General features: G+C 62.2%; 23 protein-coding genes. 2 read left to right on the top strand and 21 right to left on the bottom strand.

Annotated features, from left to right (window positions below):
- Nucleotides 1–53 precede the first annotated feature (53 nt).
- The 8 genes from hfq to dusB form a co-directional block, all read right to left on the bottom strand.
- The gene (hfq, locus tag J5J09_RS10920; protein WP_208550199.1) at nucleotides 54–299 is read right to left on the bottom strand and encodes an RNA chaperone Hfq; all 246 of its coding nucleotides are present in this window, start codon (nucleotides 297–299) and stop codon (nucleotides 54–56) included.
- A 108-nt stretch (nucleotides 300–407) separates the two neighbouring features.
- The gene (locus J5J09_RS10915) at nucleotides 408–1,271 is read right to left on the bottom strand and encodes a D-amino-acid transaminase (RefSeq protein ID WP_208550192.1); all 864 of its coding nucleotides are present in this window, start codon (nucleotides 1,269–1,271) and stop codon (nucleotides 408–410) included.
- 7 nt (nucleotides 1,272–1,278) lie between these two features.
- Nucleotides 1,279–2,655: a Trk system potassium transporter TrkA gene (gene trkA, locus J5J09_RS10910; protein WP_208550189.1), complete on the bottom strand. Its 1,377-nt coding sequence runs from the start codon at nucleotides 2,653–2,655 to the stop codon at nucleotides 1,279–1,281.
- 66 nt (nucleotides 2,656–2,721) lie between these two features.
- Nucleotides 2,722–4,086 (bottom strand): sigma-54 dependent transcriptional regulator, encoded by a 1,365-nt coding sequence (locus J5J09_RS10905; RefSeq protein ID WP_208550185.1) that lies wholly within the window; start codon nucleotides 4,084–4,086, stop codon nucleotides 2,722–2,724.
- Nucleotides 4,076–6,346, bottom strand: a complete 2,271-nt coding sequence (locus tag J5J09_RS10900; RefSeq protein ID WP_208550184.1) for a PAS domain-containing sensor histidine kinase — start codon at nucleotides 6,344–6,346, stop codon at nucleotides 4,076–4,078. Before J5J09_RS10900 ends, J5J09_RS10905 begins: the two co-directional genes overlap by 11 nt.
- A gap of 193 nt (nucleotides 6,347–6,539) precedes the next feature.
- Nucleotides 6,540–7,991 carry a nitrogen regulation protein NR(I) gene (gene ntrC / locus J5J09_RS10895; protein ID WP_208550182.1) on the bottom strand — a complete coding sequence of 484 codons (1,452 nt, stop codon included), beginning with the start codon at nucleotides 7,989–7,991 and terminating at the stop codon, nucleotides 6,540–6,542.
- Nucleotides 7,988–9,133, bottom strand: a complete 1,146-nt coding sequence (locus J5J09_RS10890) for a nitrogen regulation protein NR(II) (protein WP_208550181.1) — start codon at nucleotides 9,131–9,133, stop codon at nucleotides 7,988–7,990. The genes ntrC and J5J09_RS10890 overlap by 4 nt, the downstream gene beginning before the upstream one ends.
- Complete coding sequence (dusB, locus tag J5J09_RS10885; RefSeq protein ID WP_208550179.1) at nucleotides 9,130–10,134, bottom strand: tRNA dihydrouridine synthase DusB; 1,005 nt, start codon at nucleotides 10,132–10,134, stop codon at nucleotides 9,130–9,132. The genes J5J09_RS10890 and dusB overlap by 4 nt, the downstream gene beginning before the upstream one ends.
- Nucleotides 10,135–10,305: 171 nt before the next feature.
- Here dusB and J5J09_RS10880 point away from each other — a divergent pair, with 171 nt between their 5' ends.
- On the top strand, nucleotides 10,306–11,514 hold the full coding sequence (locus tag J5J09_RS10880; protein ID WP_208550178.1) for a bifunctional 2-C-methyl-D-erythritol 4-phosphate cytidylyltransferase/2-C-methyl-D-erythritol 2,4-cyclodiphosphate synthase: 1,209 nt from the start codon (nucleotides 10,306–10,308) through the stop codon (nucleotides 11,512–11,514).
- Nucleotides 11,511–12,017: a CinA family protein gene (locus J5J09_RS10875; RefSeq protein ID WP_208550176.1), complete on the top strand. Its 507-nt coding sequence runs from the start codon at nucleotides 11,511–11,513 to the stop codon at nucleotides 12,015–12,017. Before J5J09_RS10880 ends, J5J09_RS10875 begins: the two co-directional genes overlap by 4 nt.
- Here J5J09_RS10875 and J5J09_RS10870 read toward each other — a convergent pair.
- The 13 genes from J5J09_RS10870 to eno form a co-directional block, all read right to left on the bottom strand.
- Nucleotides 12,002–12,454, bottom strand: coding sequence for a type II toxin-antitoxin system RatA family toxin (locus tag J5J09_RS10870; RefSeq protein WP_208550173.1), 453 nt, complete (start codon nucleotides 12,452–12,454; stop codon nucleotides 12,002–12,004). The two genes, J5J09_RS10875 and J5J09_RS10870, sit on opposite strands and share 16 nt — an antisense overlap.
- A gap of 108 nt (nucleotides 12,455–12,562) precedes the next feature.
- Complete coding sequence (locus tag J5J09_RS10865) at nucleotides 12,563–13,606, bottom strand: phytanoyl-CoA dioxygenase family protein (RefSeq protein ID WP_208550168.1); 1,044 nt, start codon at nucleotides 13,604–13,606, stop codon at nucleotides 12,563–12,565.
- A 105-nt stretch (nucleotides 13,607–13,711) separates the two neighbouring features.
- Nucleotides 13,712–14,695, bottom strand: a complete 984-nt coding sequence (gene lipA, locus J5J09_RS10860; protein WP_208550163.1) for a lipoyl synthase — start codon at nucleotides 14,693–14,695, stop codon at nucleotides 13,712–13,714.
- A 39-nt stretch (nucleotides 14,696–14,734) separates the two neighbouring features.
- Complete coding sequence (locus J5J09_RS10855) at nucleotides 14,735–14,989, bottom strand: GlsB/YeaQ/YmgE family stress response membrane protein (RefSeq protein ID WP_208550155.1); 255 nt, start codon at nucleotides 14,987–14,989, stop codon at nucleotides 14,735–14,737.
- Nucleotides 14,990–15,062: 73 nt separating this feature from the next.
- Nucleotides 15,063–16,508 (bottom strand): dihydrolipoyl dehydrogenase, encoded by a 1,446-nt coding sequence (lpdA, locus tag J5J09_RS10850; protein ID WP_208550154.1) that lies wholly within the window; start codon nucleotides 16,506–16,508, stop codon nucleotides 15,063–15,065.
- Nucleotides 16,509–16,572: 64 nt separating this feature from the next.
- Nucleotides 16,573–16,812 (bottom strand): YdcH family protein, encoded by a 240-nt coding sequence (locus J5J09_RS10845; RefSeq protein WP_208550149.1) that lies wholly within the window; start codon nucleotides 16,810–16,812, stop codon nucleotides 16,573–16,575.
- An 88-nt stretch (nucleotides 16,813–16,900) separates the two neighbouring features.
- Nucleotides 16,901–17,539 (bottom strand): SGNH/GDSL hydrolase family protein, encoded by a 639-nt coding sequence (locus J5J09_RS10840; protein WP_208550145.1) that lies wholly within the window; start codon nucleotides 17,537–17,539, stop codon nucleotides 16,901–16,903.
- A gap of 55 nt (nucleotides 17,540–17,594) precedes the next feature.
- A complete protein-coding gene (locus J5J09_RS10835) occupies nucleotides 17,595–17,837 on the bottom strand; it encodes a hypothetical protein (protein WP_208550144.1) in 243 nt (80 codons plus the stop codon).
- A gap of 123 nt (nucleotides 17,838–17,960) precedes the next feature.
- Nucleotides 17,961–19,337, bottom strand: a complete 1,377-nt coding sequence (locus J5J09_RS10830; RefSeq protein WP_208550143.1) for a pyruvate dehydrogenase complex dihydrolipoamide acetyltransferase — start codon at nucleotides 19,335–19,337, stop codon at nucleotides 17,961–17,963.
- 16 nt (nucleotides 19,338–19,353) lie between these two features.
- Nucleotides 19,354–20,760 (bottom strand): pyruvate dehydrogenase complex E1 component subunit beta, encoded by a 1,407-nt coding sequence (locus J5J09_RS10825; RefSeq protein WP_208550138.1) that lies wholly within the window; start codon nucleotides 20,758–20,760, stop codon nucleotides 19,354–19,356.
- A gap of 18 nt (nucleotides 20,761–20,778) precedes the next feature.
- Nucleotides 20,779–21,825 carry a pyruvate dehydrogenase (acetyl-transferring) E1 component subunit alpha gene (pdhA, locus tag J5J09_RS10820; protein WP_208550129.1) on the bottom strand — a complete coding sequence of 349 codons (1,047 nt, stop codon included), beginning with the start codon at nucleotides 21,823–21,825 and terminating at the stop codon, nucleotides 20,779–20,781.
- A 138-nt stretch (nucleotides 21,826–21,963) separates the two neighbouring features.
- Complete coding sequence (locus J5J09_RS10815; protein ID WP_208550123.1) at nucleotides 21,964–22,284, bottom strand: septum formation initiator family protein; 321 nt, start codon at nucleotides 22,282–22,284, stop codon at nucleotides 21,964–21,966.
- A gap of 141 nt (nucleotides 22,285–22,425) precedes the next feature.
- Nucleotides 22,426–23,700, bottom strand: a complete 1,275-nt coding sequence (eno, locus tag J5J09_RS10810) for a phosphopyruvate hydratase (RefSeq protein ID WP_208550120.1) — start codon at nucleotides 23,698–23,700, stop codon at nucleotides 22,426–22,428.
- Nucleotides 23,701–23,926: the final 226 nt, after the last annotated feature.

Raw genomic sequence — 23,926 nt, 5'->3', positions numbered from 1 at the left:
CTCCGGGATGATCGAGTCGTTGTTGGTATCCCTGGTGTTGATCGGATCAACCCTTACTGAGCCGAGGCTTCCTCGGTCTCGAACATCTGCATCGGCTGGCCGGGCATGATCGTCGAAATCGCGTGCTTGTAGACCAGCTGCGAGTGACCGTCGCGCCGCAGAAGCACGCAGAAATTGTCAAAAGACGTGACGACTCCTGTCAGTTTCACACCGTTGATCAGGAAGATTGTCAGGGAGATCTTCTGCTTGCGGACGGTATTGAGAAACAAATCCTGCAAATTCTGAGAACGTTCCGCCATGGCGCCGATTCTTTCTTCTTTGCCGGCATTGTGCCGGATCTTATGATTCTTGAGCTTGCTAAGCTGGATAGGGTTCGCCCCCGAGCCCCCTCCCGGCAAGGTTTGGTATCAAATCGCGATCTTTTCCGCAATCTCGAAAAAGTGACCGCGGATGCGCTCGGCCGTTTCGCCGGGATGGCCGTTGCCGATCACCTGCCCGTCGATCTCCACGACGGGAAAGCAAATACTCGTGGCGGCGGTGATGAACACCTCCCTTGCGGCCAGCATTTCCGCGCGGGAGAACCGCCGCTCACGGATCTCGACGCCAAGTTTTTCCGCCACATCCATGAGCGTCGTGCGGGTGATGCCCTTGAGGATGCCGTGATCGGCGGGACGCGTGACGAGGAAACCGTCGCGGTCTATGATCCAGACATTGGTCGCCGCACCCTCCGTCACCATGCCGTCGACATCAATGAAGATCGCTTCCTGGGCGCCCTCCTCCTTTGCCTGTTGCCGGGCGAGCGCATTGGGAAGCAGGCCGACGGACTTGATGTCGACTCGGTCCCAGCGGTTGTCGGGGACCGTGATCGCCTTGATGCCCTTCTCGTTCTTCGCAGCAATGCCTTTCGGGTCCGTGCTCTTCGCTGTCACCACCAGAGCCGGTTTCACAGAGGCTGACGGAAACACATGATCGCGCCGCGCCACGCCGCGCGTCACCTGGAGGTAGAACAGGCCGTTGCGGACATGATTGCGCCGCACGACCTCGCGGATCACGCCGGTCAGCGCCTTGCGACTCATCGGCGCCGCAATTCTCAATTCCGACAGCGACCGGTCCAGCCGGTCGAGATGGCGGGTCAGGTCGACGATCAGACCGTGGCGCACCTCGCACACTTCGTAGACGCCATCGGCGAACTGATAGCCGCGATCCTCGATGTGGACCCGGGCTTCGGTGTGGGGCACGTAACGGCCGTTAACATAGGCTATGCGCGGCATGGGTCTCTCAGAAGAACTGGATGGAAACGCGGAACATCTGCTCGACGTCCTTGACGGCGGCGGCGGTGGCGAACAGCACCACGCGGTCCTTCGCCTTGATCTTCAGGTCGCCATCCGGCCGCAGGACCTTCTTGTCGCGGTACACGGCGCCGATGCGGACACCCGCTGGTAGGTGAAGGTCACGGAAGGGAATGCCGACCAGTGGCGAGGTTTCGAGCGCTTCCGCCTCGATCACCTCCGCTGCGCCCTTCTGGACGGCATAAACAGAAAGGATGCGACCCTTGCGGACATGCTGGAGGACGCGCGAAATGGTCACGGCGCGCGGATTGATGTGTGCGTCGATGCCGACGGCGGTCGTCAATTCCTGCATCGAAGGATCGTTGAGAAGCGCCATGGTCGACTGGCAGCCGAGACGTTTGGCCATGGCGGCGGCCAGAATGTTGGTCTGGTCGCTGTTCGTCAGGGTCACCATCAGTTCGGCGTCCTGGATGTCGGCCTGCTGCAGAATGTTCTGGTCGAGAGCCGAGCCGTGCAGCACGATGGCGTTGCGCAACTGCTCGGAGATCGCGACCGCGCGGGCCCGGTCGTTTTCGATGATCTTGATCCGCGTCTTCGGCTGCATCTGCTCGATGGCGCGGCAGACGAAATAGCCGATATTGCCGCCTCCGGCGATCACGATCCGAGCTGCCTCCTGCTCCTCGTGGCCGAACAGGCCGAGCGTGCGGCGCGCATGGTCCTTCTGGCAGATGACATAGGCGAGATCGCCAACCAGCAACTGGTCATTCGAATGGGCAACGGACAGGCGGCCATTGCGGTATATGCCGGTCACCGTCGCCATCAGGTCCGGGAAAAGCTGGCTCAACTGGTGTAGCGGCGTATTAAGGACCGGGCAGTCCTCCATGCACTCGATCGCCACCATCGCGATGTTTTCCTCGGCGAATCGCACCACGTCGGTGGCACCGGGGAAGGAAATGCGGCGCAGCACCATCTTGCCAACCTCGACCTCCGGCGAAATCGCCACATCGATCGGCATATGATCGCGACTGAAGAGGTCGGAATACTCCGGCAGGAGATAGTTCTGCGCGCGGATGCGGGCGATCTTAGTCGGAACGTTGAAGAGCGCGTGCGCCACCTCGCAGGCAACGATGTTGATCTCGTCGTAGAGCGTGACGGCGATCAGCATGTCGGCCTGGTCCGCGCCGGCCTTCGCCAGCACATCCGGATGGGCGCCATGGCCGACATAGCCGCGGACATCGAGCGTTTCGGTAATTCTGGCGATCAGCGAGGCGGACGTGTCGATGACCGAGACGTCGTTGTCTTCCTGGGACAGACGCTCGGCGATGCCGTAGCCCACCTGACCCGCGCCGCAGATAATCACCTTCATTGTTGTCTTTCACCGCCGTTTTTTAGGAGAATCGGGCCGCCTTCGCGGCCCGCTTCGTCGTGCGTCTTATACGCCAAGCGATTTCAGTTTGCGATGGAGAGCGGAGCGCTCCATGCCGACGAATTCGGCGGTTCGGGAAATATTGCCGCCAAAACGGTTGATCTGCGCCACCAGATAGTCGCGCTCGAACATTTCGCGCGCCTCGCGCAGCGGCAGCGTCATGATGTGCGTGTCGTTCTTCGCCGATACCTTGGGAAGCATGTCGGACAGATCGGTCGGCAGCATGTCGGCGGTGATTGCCTGCTCGGGGCTGTCGTTCTTCGCCAGGATGAGAAGACGCTCGATATTGTTGCGCAACTGGCGAATGTTCCCCGGCCAGTCGTTGGCCTGAAGCACGGCCATGGCATCGTCACCGATCTTGCGCTGGCGTATGCCCGCCTGTTCGCAGATCTGGCGCATGAACATGTCGACCAGGAAAGGAATGTCCTCGCGCCGCTCGGCAAGCGCCGGCACCTTGACCGGCACGACCGCCAGACGGTGGAACAGGTCCTCACGGAAGCGGCCTTCGGCGATCATCGATTCCAGATTGTAGGCGCTGGACGAAAAGATGCGGACATCCACCTTTACCCGCTTCGAGCCGCCGACCCGCTCGAACTGCTGGTCGACGAGAACCCGCAGGATCTTGTTCTGCGTCTCGCGGGGCATTTCGCCGATCTCGTCGAGATAGAGGATGCCGCGATGGGCCTCTTCCAGCGCGCCGATACGGCGCGGTTGGCCGGGACCGCCCTCTGTGCCGAAGAGCGCGATCTCCATGCGCTCCGGCGTGATAGCGGCGGCGTTCAGCGTCACGAATGGACCACCGGAGCGGGAGGACCGCTTGTGGATCATTCGCGCCACCAGTTCCTTGCCGGAACCGGACGGGCCGACGATCATGATCCGGCTGTTGGTCGGCGCCACTTTCTCGATTGTCTGGCGCAATTGGGAGACGGCCACCGAGGTACCGATCAGTTCGCTGGCATCTCCCGTGCGGCGCTTGAGCTCGGAGACCTCACGCTTCAGCTTGGAATTCTCCAGCGCCCGCTCGGCGATCAGCACGAGCCTGTCAGCCTTGAACGGCTTCTCGATAAAGTCGAAGGCGCCCCGCTTGATGGCAGAGACGGCTGTTTCGATGTTGCCATGGCCGGAAATCATCACGACCGGAAGGTCGGGATGACGGGCCTTGATCTCGTCGAGCAGCGACAGTCCGTCGAGACGGCTGCCCTGCATCCAGATGTCGAGAAAGATGAGCCGCGGCGCGCGATCGGAAATCGCGGCAAGCGCGCTGTCGGCGTCATGCGCGGTGCGGGTCTCATGCCCCTCGTCACTGAGGATCCCCGACACGATCTCGCGGATGTCTTCCTCGTCGTCGACCACCAGAATGTCAGAGGCCATGAACTACTTCCTTGTCCTGCTCGGCGGAGACCGCACCTGCTTCCATGCGGGGAAGCAGGACGCGGATCATCGCGCCTCGTCCATTGTCAAAATCGGCCGGTGCGTCATGCAGTTCGAGCTGACCACCATGCTCCTCGATAATCTTTTTCACGATCGCAAGACCGAGCCCGGTGCCCTTCTCGCGCATCGTCATATACGGTTCCAAAATGCGGTGCCGGTTCTCGACCGGCAGCCCTTTGCCATTGTCGATCACGTCGATCACGAACCGGTCGAGCGACGGCTCAAAACGCGACCGCACGAGGATCTGGCCGACCATGCCCGGGCGATCGGTCGCCGCAGCCTCGATCGCCTCCACCGCGTTCTTGATCAGGTTGGCAAAGGCCTGGCCGAGCATTCGGGCGTCGAACATGCCCATCAGCGGGGCATCGCCCAGATCGCGGTCGAAGGTGACGCCGGTGCTCGCCATTTCGCGCAGGAAGACGGCATCCTTTACGATGTCGCGCAGGTCGGACTTCTGCTTCGTCGGCTTCGGCATGCGCGCGAAAGCCGAAAATTCGTCAACCATGCGCCCGATATCCTCCACCTGCCGGACGATGGTGTCGGTGCACTGGTCGAAGACAGCGCGGTCGTCGTCGGCGATCTGCCGTCCATAACGGCGCTTCAGGCGCTCGGCGGAGAGCTGGATCGGGGTCAGCGGGTTCTTGATCTCGTGGGCGATGCGGCGGGCCACATCCGCCCAGGCAGTCGAGCGCTGGGCGATCACAAGGTCGGTAATGTCGTCGAGCGTGATCACGTAGCTGTCGGCACTGCCGCGTGTTTCCTCGCGGGTGACCTGGACGTTGAGCGTGCGCTCGGTGCCGCCCCTGATGATGTTGATCTGGCGGCGGTAGTCGGTCCGGTGGCGCCCCGCCGCCTCCTGCAGCACCTGCTCGACCTCCGGCACGACGTCGCCGAGCTTGCGTCCGACAAGTTGATCGGCTGAAAGCCCCAGGAAATACTCCGCGGTCGGATTGGCGATGGTGATCACGTGATCGTCCTCGACGCCGATGACGGCGGCGGTGACGCCCGACAACACGGCCTCGATGAAGCGACGTCGGTCGTCCACCTCGTCCTTGGCCTCGAGGATTTCGTTCCGCTGCGTCCTGATCTGCGAGATCATCTTGTTGAAGGTGCGCGACAGGCTGCCGACGTCGCCATCGATGGCACGTACCGGCACCACGACGTCGAGATTGCCCGAGGCAACGTTGTCGGCGGCTCCGATAAGGGTGCGGATCGGCCGTACGATTCGGTCCGCCACGGCGATTGCCGTCCAGATCGCTGCGAGAAGCACAACGAGCGCGAAGCCGACATAGAGAACGGCGAATGCGATCTGCAGCGACGCCCGCCCGGCCTCCATCGCCTTGTATTCGGCGATGTTGTCTTCCATCAGCCGCATGGCCGACATCACCTTCGGATCGACCGCCCGGATCGTATAAAGGTAGGCGCCTGAAATCGCCTCGAGCTTGATGATCGCGCCGACGAGGTTGGTGACCCCAGGCGGGATGAGGGTCGGCTGTCCCGCCACGGCGCTGTTGAGCGCATCCTGGGGGATGGCGGGAAGCGGCTTTTCGGTGTCGATCTCGGCCTGGGTCATGACCGAACCATCCTGACGCACCAGAAACGCACCCAGCATGCCACGCCCCCGCGCCTGCCGCGTCAAAAGCTCTACGAAACCGGTGCGATCGAGGAAGAACAGCGCGCGATTGCGCTCCAGGTCGTTCGCCATGGAAATCGTCTGGCCCTGCAGATAGCTGGCATTCTCCAGCATGTAGGCCTGGGCGACATTCATCGACGAGCTGACGATCGACTGCGTCCTGATCGAGAACCAGCGATCGAGACCGACATTGAGCGTAATCGACGCGAAGATAGCGACGAGAATCGCGGGGGTAATGGCGACGATCGAGAACAGCGCCACGATGCGGACGTGCAGCCGGGCGGCGGCTCGTCCGTGGGTGCGAGCACGCACCAGCCTGCTCACCTCCCGCCCGATCAGCACCATCAGTCCGACGACGAACAGCGAGTTGACGACCGCGGAGGCGATCAGAACCTGCGACGTCGGTTCGACCGGTGTCAGTCCCAGAAGGATCGGGAGCGTAAGGATAGCGCAGGTCAGCGCGCCGCCGGCGAGAAGCAAGCCGGGCATGGCGAAGGACGCACGGCGATCCTGCGGGGCGGACACCGGTTCACCATCAGCTTTCCTCAGCATATTCGGCTTCTTCATTCATCCCCTCTCGTCGCCCATTGCGGGTGGCAAGGTCAGTCAGCCACCCGTCCGGCCGGACGGCCGCGCTTGACAAATCGGGGGACAGGCGCGGCTCGGTCCCGACGCTCCACCATCAACGCGCGGTCCATGGTGGATTCGTGACTTTTGAGCAACGCAATGTGGCGAAATTGCAACTAAGCGGTCACGGTTGTCAAGCCGAGCGCGAGCTCCGATAGACCGAAACGCCAAGCTCGCGGATTTTCTTGCGGAGCGTATTCCGGTTCAGTCCGAGAAGATCGGCGGCCTTGATCTGGTTTCCGCGCGTTGCCGTGAGCGCAGCGAGAATCAGGGGATATTCCATCTCGGTCAGCACCCGGTCGTAGAGGCCCGGAGGCGGCAGACCGTCGCCGAAGCTCGCGAAATAGGTGCGCATGTTCTCTTCCACCGCCTGGGCGATGGTCATGGAGCCAGCCGCAATGCCGGGTTTGGAGATCGGGCTGTCGCTGACCTCGGACCGGAGTTCCGCGTCGACGATCTCGCGGGTGATGATATCCTGCGGGTAGAGCGCCATGAGGCGACGGATGAGGTTCTCCAGTTCGCGGACGTTACCCGGCCAGGGATAGGCCTTCATCGCCTCCAGCGCCTCGTTGTCGAAGCGCTTGGCGTCAAGGCCTTCCTTCTCGCCATACTGCACGAAGTGGCGCACGAGGTCCGGGATGTCCTCGGCCCTGTCGCGCAACGGCGGTAGGCGCAGGGGTACTACGTTGAGGCGATAGTAGAGATCCTCGCGGAACAGACCCTGGTTGATCGACTGCTTCAGATCCTTGTTGGTGGCCGCAACAATGCGCACATCGGTGCGGATCGGCGTGCGGCCGCCCACCGTCGTATATTCGCCCTGTTGAAGAACGCGCAGAAGCCGGGTCTGGGCGTCCATTGGCATGTCGCCGATTTCGTCGAGAAACAGCGTTCCGCCCTCGGCCTGCTCGAAACGGCCGGTGGACCGCGATTGGGCACCGGTAAAAGCACCCTTCTCGTGGCCAAACAATTCGGATTCGATCAGGTCACGCGGGATCGCCGCCATGTTGATCGCAACGAAGGGTCCGTTGCGGCGCTTGCCATAATCATGCAACGCCTTGGCAACCAGCTCCTTGCCGGTGCCGGACTCGCCCGTGATCATCAGCGTCAGGTCGGTCTGCATCAGGCGCGCGAGCACACGGTAGATTTCCTGCATGGCGGCGGAGCGGCCGACCAGCGGCATGCCGTCCTGCATGTCATCGTCCGCGCGCGCCGGCCGGCGCTTCGGCTCCGATAGCGCCCGACCGATGATAGCGATGAGTTCGGTGAGGTCGAATGGCTTCGGCAGATAGTCGTAAGCCCCCTTCTCCGACGCCTTGATGGCGGTCATGAAGGTGTTCTGCGCGCTCATAACCAGAACCGGAAGCTCGGGCCGCGCCTTCTTGATGCGCGGTAGCAGGTCAAAGGCGTTTTCATCCGGCATGACCACATCGGTCACCACCAGATCGCCCTCGCCGGCCGAAATCCAGCGCCAGAGTGTCGCGGCATTGGAGGTGATGCGGACATCGTAGCCGGCGCGGCTCAACGCCTGGTTCAGCACCGTGCGGATGGCGGCATCATCGTCGGCGACAAGGATTGTTGCTGTCATGCGTTGCTTCCCGTTGGTCTCGGCGTGCCGATGTCGTCCGGTCCGGGGACCTTGGAGACCGGCATCAGCACTCGGAAGGTGGTGCGGCTGGCCTGGCTGTCGCATTCAACGATGCCGCCATGGGCGCCGATGATCTTGGCGACCAGCGCGAGGCCGAGGCCCGAACCGTTGGTCTTAGTGGTGATGAAGGGATCGAAGAGATGCGGCAGCAGATCCGTCGGCACGCCGGGACCGTTGTCATGGACACAGAACTCCAGCGGCAGTGAAATCTTCTCCCGCGAACCGGCGACCGACAGGCGGATGCCGGGGCGGTACGCGGTTGTGAGCTGGATCTCGCCGTCAGTCCGGTCGCCGACCGCCTCTGCCGCGTTCTTCACGAGGTTCAGGAAGACCTGGACCAGCTGGTCGCGATTGGCGAAGACCGGCGGTAGCGAGGGATCGTAGCTTTCGGTGATCTTGATATTGCGGGCAAAACCGGCCTGGGCGATCGCCTTCACGTGATCGAGAACCGAGTGAATATTGATCGGCAGGCGGTCGACTGGCCGTTCGTCGGAGAACACCTCCATGCGGTCGACCAGAGAGACGATACGGTCGGTCTCGTCGCAGATCAGCCGCGTCAGCGCCCGGTCGTCATCCTGCACAGAGCTTTCCAGCAATTGCGCCGCACCGCGAATGCCCGACAGCGGATTCTTGATCTCGTGCGCCAGCATGGAAGCGAGCCCGGTGACCGAGCGCGCCGCCGCCCTGTGGGTCAGCTGCCGGTCGATCTTGTCGGCCATGGACCGTTCCTGAAAGACGACGACGACCGAGCCGGGTTCGCTGACGACCGGAGCGACATAGAGATCGACCAGTTTGTCCTGCCCGAGCCGTGGCGACGAGAGATCGACCCTGTATTCATTGACCGGCGCACGGCGCTCCCGCACCTGGTCGATCAGCGCCAGGAGGGGACTTCCGAAGGGGATGAAGGTGGAAATACGATAGCGCGACAGATGGCTGGCGCTGGCACCGAAAAAAGCTTCGGCCTCCCAGTTCGCAAAGGCGATATGGCCCGCGGCATCGACGAGGATCACCGGATTCTGGATCGCGTTGAGGACGGCCATCGCCAGTCCGTTCGATCCTGCGGCGGGGTTCGATCCGCTCATGCTGCCTCGCAACGCTGGTTGATCTTGTGTCCGGCCGCGTCGAACAGGCGCCGCAGCAGCGATACGACCGTCCCGCTGTCCTTCGCGGTCATCAGCGCCGCCTTCTCCCCGGCCGAGGTTTCAGGAGCGAACCTTTCGACATACCAGCCCAGATGCTTGCGGGCGTGACGGATGCCGACGGCTTCGCCGTAGTGTTCCAGCATCGCCAGATAATGTTCCTCGACGATCGCACCGATCTCGCTGGCCGCGGGCGCGGCATGACCGGCGAGCACACCCGCATGCCAGGGACGGCCCTGACAGCCTCGTCCGACCATCACGGCATCCGCACCGGACCGGCGCAGGATCTCGCGGGCATCCTCAGCCGAATCGACATCGCCATTGGCGATCAGCGGAATGGATATGACCTCGCGAACCCGCGCGATCGCGTCCCAGTCGGCACGGCCCTCATAGAACTGCATGCGCGTCCGGCCATGCACGGTGACAAGCGCGGCGCCTGCCTGTTCGGCGCGGCGTGCAATCTCGGGCGCGTTCAGCGAGTTTTCGTCCCAGCCGAGCCGCATCTTGACAGTCACAGGCACCCTGACGGCTTTCACTGTCGCCTCGATCAGGGATAGTGCATGATCGGGATCGCGCATCAGCGCCGATCCGGAATAGCCGCCGATCACCTTCTTGGCCGGGCAACCCATGTTGATGTCGATGATATCAGCACCTTCGGCCTCGGCGATCCTGGCGGCCTCGGCCATCCAGTGTGCCTCGCGTCCCGCGAGCTGCACCATATGCGGCTTGAGGCCGGCATGCCGCAGGCGTGTCCACGATTCGGCCGCGTTGTGAACGAGTTCGCGACTTGCGACCATTTCCGTCACGACGAGCCCTGCGCCGAAGCGAACGGCCAGCTTTCGGAAAGGCAGATCCGTCACGCCGGACATCGGCGCAAGCACGACCCTGTTCCGAACAGTGACCGATCCGATCTGGAAGGGCGTATCGAGGTCCGCTGGACGCAAATGACTATCTTTCAGGCACGATAATGTACTGCACGTTTTTTAAACATCGACGGCGCCTTTGCCAAGCAAAATCCCAAGCGGTGGACAAAAAACCGGGCAAATGCTGGAAAAACACCTGTGCAGAGGCTAGAGGAAGGTCGTCTGATTTTCTCTCCGGGATTTTTTGTGCAAATGCAACATCGTTCGGCGCCGCACACGGGAATCGTCATCGTCGCGGCCGGGCGGGGAGAGCGGGCCGGCGCCTCGTCGGAAGGCCCTAAACAATACAGGCGTATCGGCGGCCGTCCTGTCATCGCCCACACGCTGGACAGGTTCGCGGCCTGGCGAGATCACGGTCCGATCGTGGTGGTCATCCACCCGGACGACGAGACCTTGTTCGACGCCGCGCTTGAAGCCACAGCCGGGCCGATCTCGGTCGAGAAAGTGTTCGGTGGCGCGACCCGGCAGCAATCCGTGCTTGCAGGTCTCGAACGCCTTGACGGCCACGATCTCCGCCACGTCATGATTCATGACGGCGTCAGGCCGTTCCTCAATCCGGAGCTGCTCGACAGGGTGGCGGACGCGCTTGAGGAAGGCGCGCCGTGCGTGCTGCCGGCCACACCTGTTACCGACACGCTGAAAAGGGCTGGCGAGGGCATGACAGTTAAGGAAACTGTTTCCCGCACCGACCTCTATGCCGCGCAGACACCACAGAGCTTCGACCTGCAGGCGATCCTTGCCGCGCACCGCAAGGCTCTCGCGGAAGGCCGGCTCGACTTCACCGACGATGCCGCAATCGCCGAATGGGCCGGGCTGCCTGTTACTATCGTGCTTGGCTCGCCCGACAATGTGAAGCTCACCATACAAAGGGATATAGCCATGGCCGACGAACGTCTGTCACAGACAAAACTGCCGGACGTGCGCACAGGCAACGGCTACGATGTCCACCAACTGGAACCCGGCGACGGTGTCACGCTCTGCGGCATCTTCATCCAGCACGACCAGAAACTGAAGGGGCATTCCGATGCGGATGTAGCACTGCATGCCCTGACGGATGCCCTGCTTGCCACCTGCGGCGCGGGCGACATCGGCGATCATTTTCCGCCATCGGACCCCCAATGGAAAGGCGCGGCCTCGCGAATATTCCTGGAGCATGCGGCAAAAATCGTGCGCGATGCCGGCGGCACGATCATGAACGCGGATATCTCGCTGATCGCCGAGGCGCCGAAAGTGGGGCCGCACCGGCAGGCCATGCGGGAGATGCTGTCCGACATCCTCGGCATCACCGTCGACCGCTGCTCGGTCAAGGCGACGACGAACGAGACGATCGGCTTCGTCGGTCGCCGAGAGGGCATCGCCGCGATCGCTACGGCGACGGTCGTCTACGGAGCCAAGGGATGAGCCTCTTTCCCGCCGAACTGGAAGCGCTTGCATCATCCATCATCAGGGACTTCACCGCGCGTGGCCTGACGATCGCAACGGCGGAATCCTGCACGGGCGGGCTGATCGCCGGAATCCTGACGGAGATCGCCGGATCGTCGGCGGTCGTCGACCGCGGCTTCGTCACCTATTCGAACAAGGCCAAGATGGAGATGCTCGGCGTGGAGGCCGATACGCTGCGCGACTTCGGCGCTGTCTCCATGCAGACCGCCCTGCAGATGGCGCGCGGCGCGCGCGCGAAGGCCGGCACAAGTGTTTCTGTCGCCGTGACGGGAATCGCCGGTCCAGGCGGCGGATCGGAAGACAAGCCTGTCGGACTCGTGCATCTGGCCGCGGTTGCCAGAGATGGCACGGCGTTCCACCGCGAAATGCGTTACGGCGATCTCGGTCGGGAAGAGGTAAGGCTCGCCACAGTCAGAACGGCGCTCGACATGCTGATCGAGGCGGCTCAGGCCGCGGCATAGACCTTGTCGGCGCGGGCCTCGAAGGCTTCGGCGAACATGCGGAAGGCGCGGTCGAACATCGAGCCCATCAGCGCGCCCAATATCCGGCTCTTGAATTCGTAGTCGATGAAGAAGTGGACAGAGCAGCCGCCGTCCGCCGTTTCCTCGAACCGCCAGCGGTTGTCGAGATAGCGGAACGGCCCGTCGATGTATTTCACATCGATCGCCCGTTCGGGCTCATTCAGGAGAACCTGTGTCGTGAAGGTTTCCCGGATCGCCTTGTAACCGACGCTCATGTCGGCAATCAGCAGTTCCTTGCCGTCGCGCTCCTTGCGCGACCCAACGGTCAGCGCCTCGCAAAGCGGCAGGAATTCCGGATAGCGCTCGACATCGGCGACGAGGGCATACATTCGGTCGGGCGAGTGCTTGACGATACGGCGGGTTTCGAATTGAGGCATACCAGCCAATTAGGCGCGCGCGCGGCGGAGATCAAGCGGAGGCATCGGAAATCCGGACGCAATTTCCACACGTGACGTCCATCGTCGCCACGGCGCCCCCCGGCCGCGTCAGCCCTCTGCCTGCGGCACCGGTTCACCAGGTGCCGGCGCACCCACCGGATACCAGCGGCGCCGGCCGATACCGAGTTTCAGCAGCAGGTCTTCGAAGTACCACGGAATGACTTGTTTGCGACCGCGGACAAACGGTAAGACAGCGCTGTCGAGATTGACGAAAGGAATGAACGGATTCGGTCTTTGCGTCGCGTAGATTTCAATCCGTACTGAGGGGCGCGACGACGGACCGCGTGCGTGAAAGCCGAACGTATCGCCCACGACCAGCGTGTTGGCAGGTACGCTGAACACTGTGGGTTGCGGCAGCCGAAGATATTTCAGATCCGTCGCCTGCAGCCGGAACGAGCCACCGTCGGCCTTGCGCGATGCGAGGATGCTTTTGCGCTTCTGCCAGGCGAGACGACGACGGGTCAGCTTGTGCGAGCCGGGCACATAGGTGAAGGGTCCCTCCTCTTCCACAATGTCATGCAGGAAGTACCAGGCTTTCACCGTGGGATGGAAGGTATCCATGTGCAGATTGGTCTGGGGGTCCTTTCCCTTCTCGCGCGGCGAAGCGTCCGAGAAGATCGTCTGTATGCTGAGCACAGGTTCGTTACGGAAGCTGCCGACATAGGAAATCCGGTTCTTCCATTCGGCACTATCGAGAAGCGCACGGAGTGCGGGCATGTTCGCCAAAACATCGGGCGTTAGCGGCGTGCGGCGGGTGACCGCGTTGCCCTCGTACATCTCCCGTGCCGGCATGCGAAGGCTCTCGACCTCCTTCATCACCTGCCGGAAGCGGTCGGGCGGCAGAAGGTCCCGCCGCTCAATATAGCCGTTCCGGTCGAACGCCTCGCGGTCCTCCGCAGCGACGAGATGCTCCAACTTGCGACGACGGTAAGCGGCCAGCCGATGTGCCGTTCGCACGCGCCAGACATGCAGGCCGCGCCTGTTCAGGCGCTCGCTGGTCAGGATTGGATTGCCCTTGAAGGCCTTTTGTCCGGTCAACACCTGCATGGCGTACCAGGGCATCGAAGCCCAAGCCTTGATCTTCGACAGCATCTGCTATCCCCAAATCGTTGGCGGATACAACAAATACTAGCAGATTGAGCCTTAGCGGTCGACGTCAAATGCCCCGAAAGGTTGAGCGCCGACCGTACAAAGCCATCAGGGGTGCGACGCCAGATACTTCTCCCGGTTCGCTCGCAGCCGCGCGAAATCATCACCCGCATGGTGCGAAGACCGCGTCAGCGGGCTCGACGAGACCATCAGGAAGCCTTTGGAATAGGCGACCGTCTCGTAGGACTTGAACTCGTCCGGCGTGACGAAGCGCTCGACCTTGTGGTGCTTGCGGGTCGGCTGGAGGTACTGGCCGATCGTCAGGAAGTCGACATCGGCCGTCCTCAGGTCGTCCATCAACTGAAGGACTTCGTTGCGCTCCTCGCCGAGGCCCACCATGATGCCTGACTTGGTGAACATGGTGGGGTCGAGTTCCTTGACCCGCTGGAGGAGCCGTACCGAATGGAAGTAGCGCGCGCCGGGGCGGACCGTCAGGTAATTGCCCGGAACGGTTTCCATGTTGTGGTTGAACACGTCAGGCTTGGCAGCGACGACGCGTTCCAGAGCACCCGGCTTCTTCAGGAAATCCGGTGTCAGGATTTCGATCGTCGTCAGCGGCGAGGCTTCGCGGATCGCCCAGATCACTTTCTCGAAGTGCTCGGCGCCGCCGTCCTCCAGATCATCGCGGTCGACGGAGGTGATGACCACGTGGCTCAGGCCCATCTGTCGGACGGCCTTGGCGACGTTTTCCGGCTCGTCCATGTCAAGCGCGTTCGGCTTGCCGGTGGCGACATTGCAGAAGGCGCAGGCGCGGGTACAGATCTCGCCCATGATCATGAAGGTGGCGTGCTTCTTGTCCCAGCACTCGCCAATGTTCGGGCAACCCGCCTCCTCGCACACGGTGACAAGCTTGTGCGAGCGCACCAGTTCGCGCGTCTCGTTGTAGCCCTTCGAGGTCGGCGCCTTGACGCGGATCCATTCCGGCTTGCGCAGCACTTCCGTATCGGGCCGGTGCGCCTTCTCCGGATGGCGAACGCGCTTCTCATCCGCGGCTGCCGTTGCGAGATTGGTCCTGTCGAGGATGGTGACCATGATGGAGACCCTTTGTGCCGCCGAGACGGCCTTTCTGATTTATCGCCTGACGAGCCTGGCGATGAAGAGAAGGAGACTTGCGCCAACGAAGCTGGTGATCAGATAGCCGAGCCAGTCGCCCTCGACGAAAATGCCAAGGCGGCGGAAGATAGCGGCGGCGATCGCCGCTCCGACGATGCCGATCACGATGTTCATGAACACGCCGAAGCGCATGTTCATCAGCTTGCCAGCGAGCCAGCCGGCGAGACCGCCGAAGAATATCGTTGCAATGATGCCGACTTCGAAACCAGCCACGTCGAACCCCTTTCGGATTGCAGTTTGGACCTGCCGCCCATATAGGCGGCTTGGTCCTCTTTCACAACAGACCTCAGGCGTTCAGGACCCGGCCGTAGGCGTCGAGCACGCTTTCCTTCATCGTCTCCGAAATGGTCGGATGCGGGAAGATCGTGTGCATCAGGTCTTCCTCTGTCGTCTCGAGGTTCATCGCGACGACAAAGCCCTGGATGAGTTCGGTGACTTCCGCGCCGACCATGTGGGCGCCCAGAAGCTCGCCGGTCTTCTTGTCGAAGATCGTCTTGACCATGCCCTGGTCCTCTCCAAGAGCCACCGCCTTGCCGTTGGCGGCGAAGGTGAAGCGGCCGACGCGGATGTCGCGGCCCTCGGCCTTCGCCTTGGCTTCGGTCAGGCCGACGGAGGCGACCTGCGGGTGGCAATAGGTGCAGCCGGGGATCTTGTTCTTGTCCATCGGGTGGACGTTCGGCAGGCCGGCGATCTTCTCGACGACGATGACCGCCTCATGCTCGGCCTTGTGGGCCAGCATCGGGGGGCCGGCGACATCGCCGATCGCATAGATGCCCGGCACATTGGTCTTGCCGTAGCCGTCGATGACGATGAAGCCGCGATCGGTCTTCACGCCGACGGCTTCCAGCCCGATACCCTCGATATTGGCCTGCACGCCGACCGCCGAGATCATCCGGTCGGCGGTGATCTTCTCGACCGAACCGTCCTTCTTCTCGATCGTTGCGGTGACGGAATTGGCACCCTTCTCGACCTTGGCGACTTTGGCCTCGAGCAGGATTTTCATGCCCTGCTTGTCGAACTGCTTCTTGGCAAAGGCCGAGATTTCTTCGTCCTCGACCGGCATAACCTGCTTCATGATCTCGACGACGGTCACGTCTACGCCCATGGTACGGTAGAAGCTGGCGAATTCGATGCCGATGGCGCCGGAGCCCATGACCAGCAGGGACTTCGGCATTTCCTCCGGCTTCATGGCCTCGAAATAGGTCCAGATCAGTTTGCCATCAGGCTCGATCCCCGGCAGCGCACGCGGACGCGCACCGGTGGCGACGATGATGTGCTTGGCGGTGTAGGTGCCCTCGCCCAGCGTGTTCTTCGGCACGGGACCCATCGGCTCGACCGGTTTCTTGGTCGGCTTGCCGACGACGATCTCGCCGGGCTTGGTGATCTTGGCTTCGCCCCAGATGATGTCGACCTTGTTCTTCTTGAACAGGAATCCGACGCCGTTGTTCATGCGATGCGCGATGCCGCGAGAGCGGGCGACGATCGCTTTGATGTCAGGCTTGATCGAGCCTTCGAGCGTCAGGCCGTAATCCTTGGCATGGGTGGCGGTATGCATCACGTCGGCGGTGCGCAGTAGCGCCTTGGTCGGAATGCAGCCCCAGTTCGAGCAGATGCCGGCCAGATGTTCGCGCTCGACGACGGCAACCTTCATGCCGAGCTGGGCTGCGCGAATCGCGGCGATGTATCCGCCGGGACCGGATCCGATTACGATGACGTCATAGGCGTTCGACACGGGTCTTCATCTCCTTGTTATCGGCAAGCGGACCTGAACCGGCCCGCCTGCCCGGGATGAAGAGCTATGCGCGCATCAGCATCCCGTAGATTTCATCCTTCAGAACCATCCGCTTCTTGCGCATCGTTTCCATGTGCGCGTCACCGACCGGCTCCACATCCGTTTCTGCACGATGAATGGCGCGGTTCACCTCGTGATAGTCCTCGAAGAGTTTCGCAAAGTGTGCGTCGCCGGTCTTCAGCGCGTGCATCTTGGCGACATGTTCGGGAAACTCTTCCGCCAGTTCGTGCGGGGTGTTCGACATCAGGTATCTCCTCTTGTTGTCTGATACCTGAAGCCTAGCGTCCCCTCTCTCTCACTCCTTGATCCTGATCAAAAATCCCGGATTTCTATTAGATTCCAAGCATCATGCGCACGACCGGCTCAAGCCCGCGACCGATTGCGCGGGTGTTGGCCGCGTCGAGGTGGATACCGTCAAGCGGCGTCGTCTTCGCCACGGAACCGGCATCGAAGAAACCGCACCCCATCTCATCGGCCATGTCGCGATACATGCTGGCGAGCATGGCGCTTTCCTCCAGCGCGTCCTTGAACATCGCCGCGAAAAAGGCGTTCGCCGTCTCGCAAATCGGCGGCGGCGAGACGATCAGCACGTCCGGTCCCTCGAAGTCGAAGCCCCAGTCGTGGTGGCGCACGAGCGAAACAAGGCGCTTCATCCCGCTGGTGGCGCCCACGGCCGTTCCCTCGATCCCGCGCTTCATGTCGTTCGTGCCGAGCATGATCACCACGAGGTCGATGGGCTTGTGGGTCTCGAGAAGGGTCGGCAGCAGTTTCACGCCGTTGCGCTCGCAGTCGGCCAGGTGATCGTCATAGGCCGTGGTGCGCCCGTTCAGCCCTTCCGCCAGAACGCGGACGCCATGGCCAAGCCCCTTCTGCAGCACGCTCGTCCAGCGGTCTTCATAGGCATGACGGCCGAGATTGACGGGATCATAACCCCAGGTCAGTGAATCGCCGTAGCAGAGAACGCTTTTCATATGAGCCTTCGGTCCCTTGCCTGCCCTTGCCGTAAACGCGTCCGCGCCCGACCCGTCACTTGCCCTTCATCAGCGCATCGACCTTGCGCTCCAGCTCGAATATCCGGTCCTCGAATTCGCCGGTCACGAGTCTCGACATCATCGTATCCGCCTGCAGAGCCTGGCGAATGGTCTTCTGGCCGCTTTCCAGCTTGTCCAGTTGCTGCTTCATGTCCTGCATCTCGCCGCGCATCTGGCCAATCTCGCCGCGTATTTCCCGCAGCATCGGCATGATCATGTCGACTGGTTCATTTGCCATGTGAGACCTCCGTCAAAACCCGGATCGCCTATCCATAAGATATGTGTCTGCGACCGGGAAATGTCGATCCTGTTCCATGCGCAAGGACATGCCCCTCCCGCTGTTCGGGAGAGGCCGAGTTTATCAGACCAGCATGCCCATCGGGTTCTGGATGTGCTTCTGGAAGGCGGATGCCAGCTCCGCGCCGAGCGCGCCGTCGATCACGCGATGGTCGAACGCGAACGTGGCCGTCATCACCGTCGCCACCTTGATCTCGCCGTTCTTGACGACCGGCTTCTCGATGCCGGCGCCGATCGAGACGATCGAGGCATGCGGCGGGTTGATGATCGAGGTGAAGTTGGAGACGCCGAACATGCCGAGGTTCGACACCGCCGTGGTGCCGCCCTGGTATTCGTCAGGCTTCAGCTTCTTGTCGCGGGCCCGCCGTGCCAGATCCTTCATCTCGTTGGAGATGGTGGACAATGTCTTGGTCTCGGCCTTCTTGATGATCGGCGTGATCAGTCCATCCGGAATGGCCACGGCGACGCCAACGTCAGAGTGCTTGTGCTTGATCCGAGCCGTCGAGGTCCACGAAGCGTTCGCCATCGGAACGTCGCGCAGCGCCAACGCCATCGCCTTGATGATGAAGTCGTTGACCGAGAGCTTGTAGGCCGGAACCTCGCCCTTCTCCGTCTTGACCATCGGGGCCGCCTTGTTGATCTCGGCGCGCAGCTTCAGCAGCGCGTCAAGTTCGCAGTCCATCGAGACGAAATAGGACGGCACGGTCTGGTGCGACTCCAGGAGGCGCGAAGCGATCGTCTTGCGCATGCCGTCGTGCGGAATGAGCTCGTAGGAGCCTTCCTCAAACAGCTTGAGCACGGCGTCGTCGCCGGCACCCTTTGCCATCGCGGGCGCCGGAGCGGCCGAAGCGCCGGCTGACGGAGCGGCGGATGCCTTGGCGCCACCCGAGGCAACGGCCTTCTCGACGTCGGACTTCACGACGCGCCCGTGCGGCCCGGAGCCGGATACCTTGGAGATGTCGAGACCCGCTTCCTTCGCCAGCCGGCGGGCCAGCGGCGAGGAGAAGACGCGGTCGCCCGATGCGGAAACCGGCGCGGGGGTCGACGGAGCCGGACCCTGATCGGCTATCGGCGCTTTCGCGGGCGTTGGCGTCGGGTTGGGTGTCGGCTCCGGTTTGCCTGGGCCGTCATCGTTGACAGGTGCTGCCTTCGGCGCCGGGGCGGCATCGCCACCGGCGGCTGCGGCCTTCACGTCCTCGCCTTCTTCGGCGAGAATGGCGATCAGGCTGTTGACCTTGACGCCTTCGGTGCCGGCGGGAACGACGAGCTTGGCGACGACGCCCTCGTCGACAGCTTCCACTTCCATGGTCGCCTTGTCGGTCTCGATCTCAGCGATGACGTCACCGGACTTGACGGTGTCGCCTTCCTTGACAAGCCACTTGGCCAGATTGCCCTCTTCCATCGTCGGGGAGAGTGCCGGCATCGTGATGTTGATCGGCATGTTCCTGCCCTCCCGTTTACTTGTAGCAGACGGTCTTCACCGCCTGGACGACTTCGCCGACGTTCGGAAGCGCGAGCTTTTCGAGGTTGGCGGCGTACGGCATCGGCACGTCCTTGCCGGCGATCGTGACGATCGGCGCGTCGAGATAGTCGAACGCGGCGCGCTGGACGCTGTTGGAGATGAAGTCGCCGACGGAGGACTGCGGGAAGCCTTCCTCGATGACGACGAGGCGACCGGTCTTCTTTACCGATTCGATGACGGTCGGCAGGTCCATCGGGCGGATGGTCCGCAAGTCGATCAGTTCGACGTCGATACCGTCCTTGGTCAGTTCCTCAACCGCCTTCACCGCATAGGTCATGCCGATGCCGAAGGAGACGAGCGTCGCGTCATTGCCCTTCTTGTGGATACGCGCCTTGCCGATCGGCAGCACGAAATCGTCGAGCTTCGGCACCTCGAAGGAGTGACCGTAGAGGATTTCGTTTTCGAGGAAGATGACGGGGTTCGGATCGCGGATCGCGGCCTTGAGCAGGCCCTTGGCGTCGGCTGCCGTGTACGGCATGACGACCTTGAGGCCCGGCACGTGGCTGTACCACGCGGCGTAATCCTGGCTGTGCTGGGCGGCAACGCGGGCAGCGGCACCGTTCGGGCCGCGGAACACCATCGGGGCGCCCATCTGGCCACCGGACATGTATAGCGTCTTGGCGGCCGAGTTGATGATCTGGTCGATCGCCTGCATGGCGAAGTTGAAGGTCATGAACTCGACGATCGGGCGAAGGCCGGCCATCGCGGCGCCGACGCCGACGCCGGCAAAGCCGTGCTCGGTGATCGGGGTGTCGATGACGCGCTTGTCGCCGAACTCCTGCAGGAGGCCCTGCGTGATCTTGTAGGCGCCCTGGTATTCGGCGACTTCCTCACCCATGACGAAGACCTTCTCGTCCCGGCGCATTTCTTCGGCCATGGCCTCGCGCAGCGCTTCGCGGACGGTCATGGAAACCATCTCGGTGCCGGCCGGAATGTCCGGATCGGAGGCGACCTCGACCTTCGGAGCGGCCGGAACCTTGGCGCCGGCCGGTGTTTCGTCCTTGGCTTCGCGGGCCTTGCCGGCGGCGGCATCCGACGTTTCGGCCGGAGCCTGTTCCGTCTTGGCGGGCTTGGGTGCCTTGATGTCGTCGGCGCTTTCGCCATCCTGCAGCAGGACCGCGATCGGGGTGTTGACCTTGACGTTTTCGGTGCCGGCATCGACCAGCAGCTTGCCGATCACGCCCTCGTCGACGGCTTCCACTTCCATGGTCGCCTTGTCGGTCTCGATTTCCGCGATGACGTCGCCGGAGGTGACCTTGTCACCCTCCTTCTTGAGCCACTTGGACAGGGTGCCCTCTTCCATGGTCGGAGACAGGGCGGGCATCAGGATTTCAATGGACATGGACTTGCGCCTCCCCACTCACAACAGGATATCGGTGTAGAGCTCGGATACATCCGGCTCCGGATCGGCCTGCGCGAAATCGGCGCTGTCGGCGACGATGTCGCGGACGTCCTTGTCGATCGCCTTCAGATCGTCCTCGGTCGCCCAGCCGTTCGCCAGGACGCGCGCCTTGACCTGCTCGATCGGATCCTGCTCGGAGCGCATCTTCTGCACTTCTTCCTTGGAGCGATACTTGGCCGGGTCGGACATCGAGTGACCACGATAGCGGTAGGTCAGCATTTCGAGAATGATCGGACCCTTGCCCGAGCGGCAGTGCTCGAGCGCATCGTCGGCGGCAGCCTTGACGGCGCGCACGTCCATGCCATCGACCTGGACGCCCGGAATGCCGAAGCCGGAGCCGCGCAGCGAGTAGTTCGACTGCGCCGTGGCGCGGGATGTCGACGTGCCCATCGCGTAGCGGTTGTTCTCGACGATGTAGATGATCGGCAGCTTCCACAGCGCCGCCATGTTGAAGCTCTCGTAGACCTGGCCTTGGTTGGCCGCGCCGTCACCGAAATAGGTGACAGAGACATTGTCGTTGCCGCGGTACTTGTTGGCGAAGGCCAGACCGGTTCCAAGCGACACCTGGGCGCCGACGATGCCGTGGCCGCCATAGAAATGCTTCTCTTTCGAGAACATGTGCATGGAGCCGCCCTTGCCCTTCGACAGACCGCTGCGACGACCGGTCAACTCGGCCATGACGCCACGCGCGCTCATGCCGGCGGCGAGCATATGCCCGTGGTCGCGATAGGCTGTGATCACCTGATCGCCTTCCTTCTGCGACATCTGCATGCCGACGACCACCGCTTCCTGGCCGATGTACAGGTGACAGAAGCCGCCGATGAAGCCCATGCCGTAAAGCTGGCCGGCCTTTTCCTCGAAACGGCGGATCAGAAGCATCTCGCGATAGGCGTGAAGCTCCTGATCAGCTGTAAAATCGGGGCTGTTTTTTCCGGTGAAATCCTTGGAGGCAGTCTTTGCTGCCGTCTTGCGGCTGGAAGCAGACGCGGTTTTGCGCGGCGCCATTCAACCCTCCCTGTCTCGTGATGTCGTTGAGCAAACCATAAACAAGCTTTCACCCGTCGGCAATGCCAGAAATGCATGCCTCGCATTCCTGTCAAGATATTGTAAAAGCACGCGAAAAGTCGATTAACCTGATTTCGGTTAATCGAAATAGGAATTGAAGATCACGATCTCGTCCGGACGCGACACATTGAGCTGGTAACGCGCTTTCTCATCGATCATATCGCGCTCGAGCGAACCGTCACTCATCAGCTCGACCTGCTTTTCGAGCGATGTTCGCTGCTTGACGAGCAAGGCAAGCTCACGCTCGCGCTCGAACCGCATCTTCTCGAACCCCTGGGCAGCGATCAGGCCGTAGTCACCATGGACGGAATGATAGCCGAAATAGCTGAGAAAGGCGGCAGTGAGAGCGGGAAGAATAAGACGGCCGTATTTTCTTTTCTTGTGATGCCTGGTCCACATGCCGGGTATGCCCTGAAACGCAATACTGAAGCTTCACCTTAGAGCGGATTGCTTAACCGAATATTGACCCTGTGGCGGCGCAAGAAAAAAGCCCGCGCCGGGATAGCGCGGGCCCAGAACGTTGAGGCGAAGGTGCCGCCATCAGGCGCGCAGGATCGACGAACCCGCATAGGCTGCCTGCGGGCCCAGCATTTCCTCGATGCGGATCAGCTGGTTGTACTTTGCCAGACGGTCCGAACGCGACAGCGAGCCGGTCTTGATCTGGCCGCAGTTGGTGGCGACCGCGAGATCAGCAATCGTCGAATCCTCGGTTTCACCCGAGCGGTGTGACATCACGGCGGTGTAGGCGGCCTTGTGCGCGGTCTCGACGGCATCGAGCGTTTCCGACAGAGAACCGATCTGGTTGACCTTCACGAGGATCGAGTTGGCGACACCCATCTTGATGCCGTCGCGCAGGCGGGCCGAATTGGTGACGAACAGGTCGTCGCCGACGAGCTGGCAGCTCTTGCCGATCTTGTCGGTGATCGCCTTCCAGCCATCCCAGTCGTCTTCCGCCATGCCGTCCTCGATCGAGATGATCGGGTACTTGGCGGCGAGTTCAGCCAGGTACTCCGCCATGGCTTCCGGCTCAAGCGTGCGGCCCTCGCCTTCCATGACGTACTTGCCGTCCTTGAAGAACTCGGTGGAGGCGCAGTCGAGTGCGAGATACATGTCCTCGCCCGGCTTGTAGCCGGCCTTCTCGACCGACTTCATGATGAAGTCGAGCGCTTCCGGCGCGCTTTTGAGACCCGGAGCGAAACCGCCTTCGTCCCCGACATTGGTGTTGTGGCCCTGGGCTGCCAGTTCCTTCTTCAAAACGTGGAAGACTTCCGAGCCCATGCGCACCGCGTCGCGGATCGATTCGGCGCCGACGGGCATGATCATGAATTCCTGGAAATCGATCGGGTTGTCGGCATGCGCGCCGCCATTGATGATGTTCATCATCGGCACCGGCAGGACACGGGCATTCGGACCGCCGACATAGCGGAATAGCGGCAGGCCGGACGAGATAGCGGCAGCCTTGGCGACGGCAAGCGAGACGCCGAGGATGGCGTTAGCGCCGAGTCGCGACTTGTTGGCCGTGCCATCCAGCTCGATCATGACATTGTCGATCTGGATCTGGTTTTCGGCATCCAGGCCGCCGATCGCGTCGAATATCTCGCTGTTTACGGCTTCCACGGCCTTCTCGACGCCCTTGCCGTGATAGCGCTTGCCGCCATCGCGCAGCTCAACCGCCTCGTGTGCGCCGGTCGAGGCGCCCGAGGGAACGGCCGCGCGGCCCATGCTGCCGTCTTCGAGATAGACGTCGACCTCGACGGTCGGGTTGCCGCGGCTGTCGAGAATTTCGCGGCCGATGATATCGGTGATGGCAGTCATGAGGACCTCCCTGCTTGGGTGGGATTGAGGATGGCCTGTCTTACCGGATGATTCCAAAAATACAATGGCAGACCCCGGCCGGCGGCGACCGTCGCATCGCAGCCGGCCGCAAGTCGCGCGAGTGTTCCGGCAAGAAACGATTCAGCGTTCGGTAATCTTTATTTGTTAACCATATGGACCATTCGAGCTCCGGCCCGCCCAGGCCTTTAGTCCGGAAAAATAGATT

The organism is Ciceribacter sp. L1K22, from assembly GCF_017599385.1.
GTDB lineage: Bacteria > Pseudomonadota > Alphaproteobacteria > Rhizobiales > Rhizobiaceae > Allorhizobium.
The sequence above is the reverse complement of the archived record's forward strand: the minus strand, read 5'-3'. Positions and strand labels throughout refer to the sequence as shown.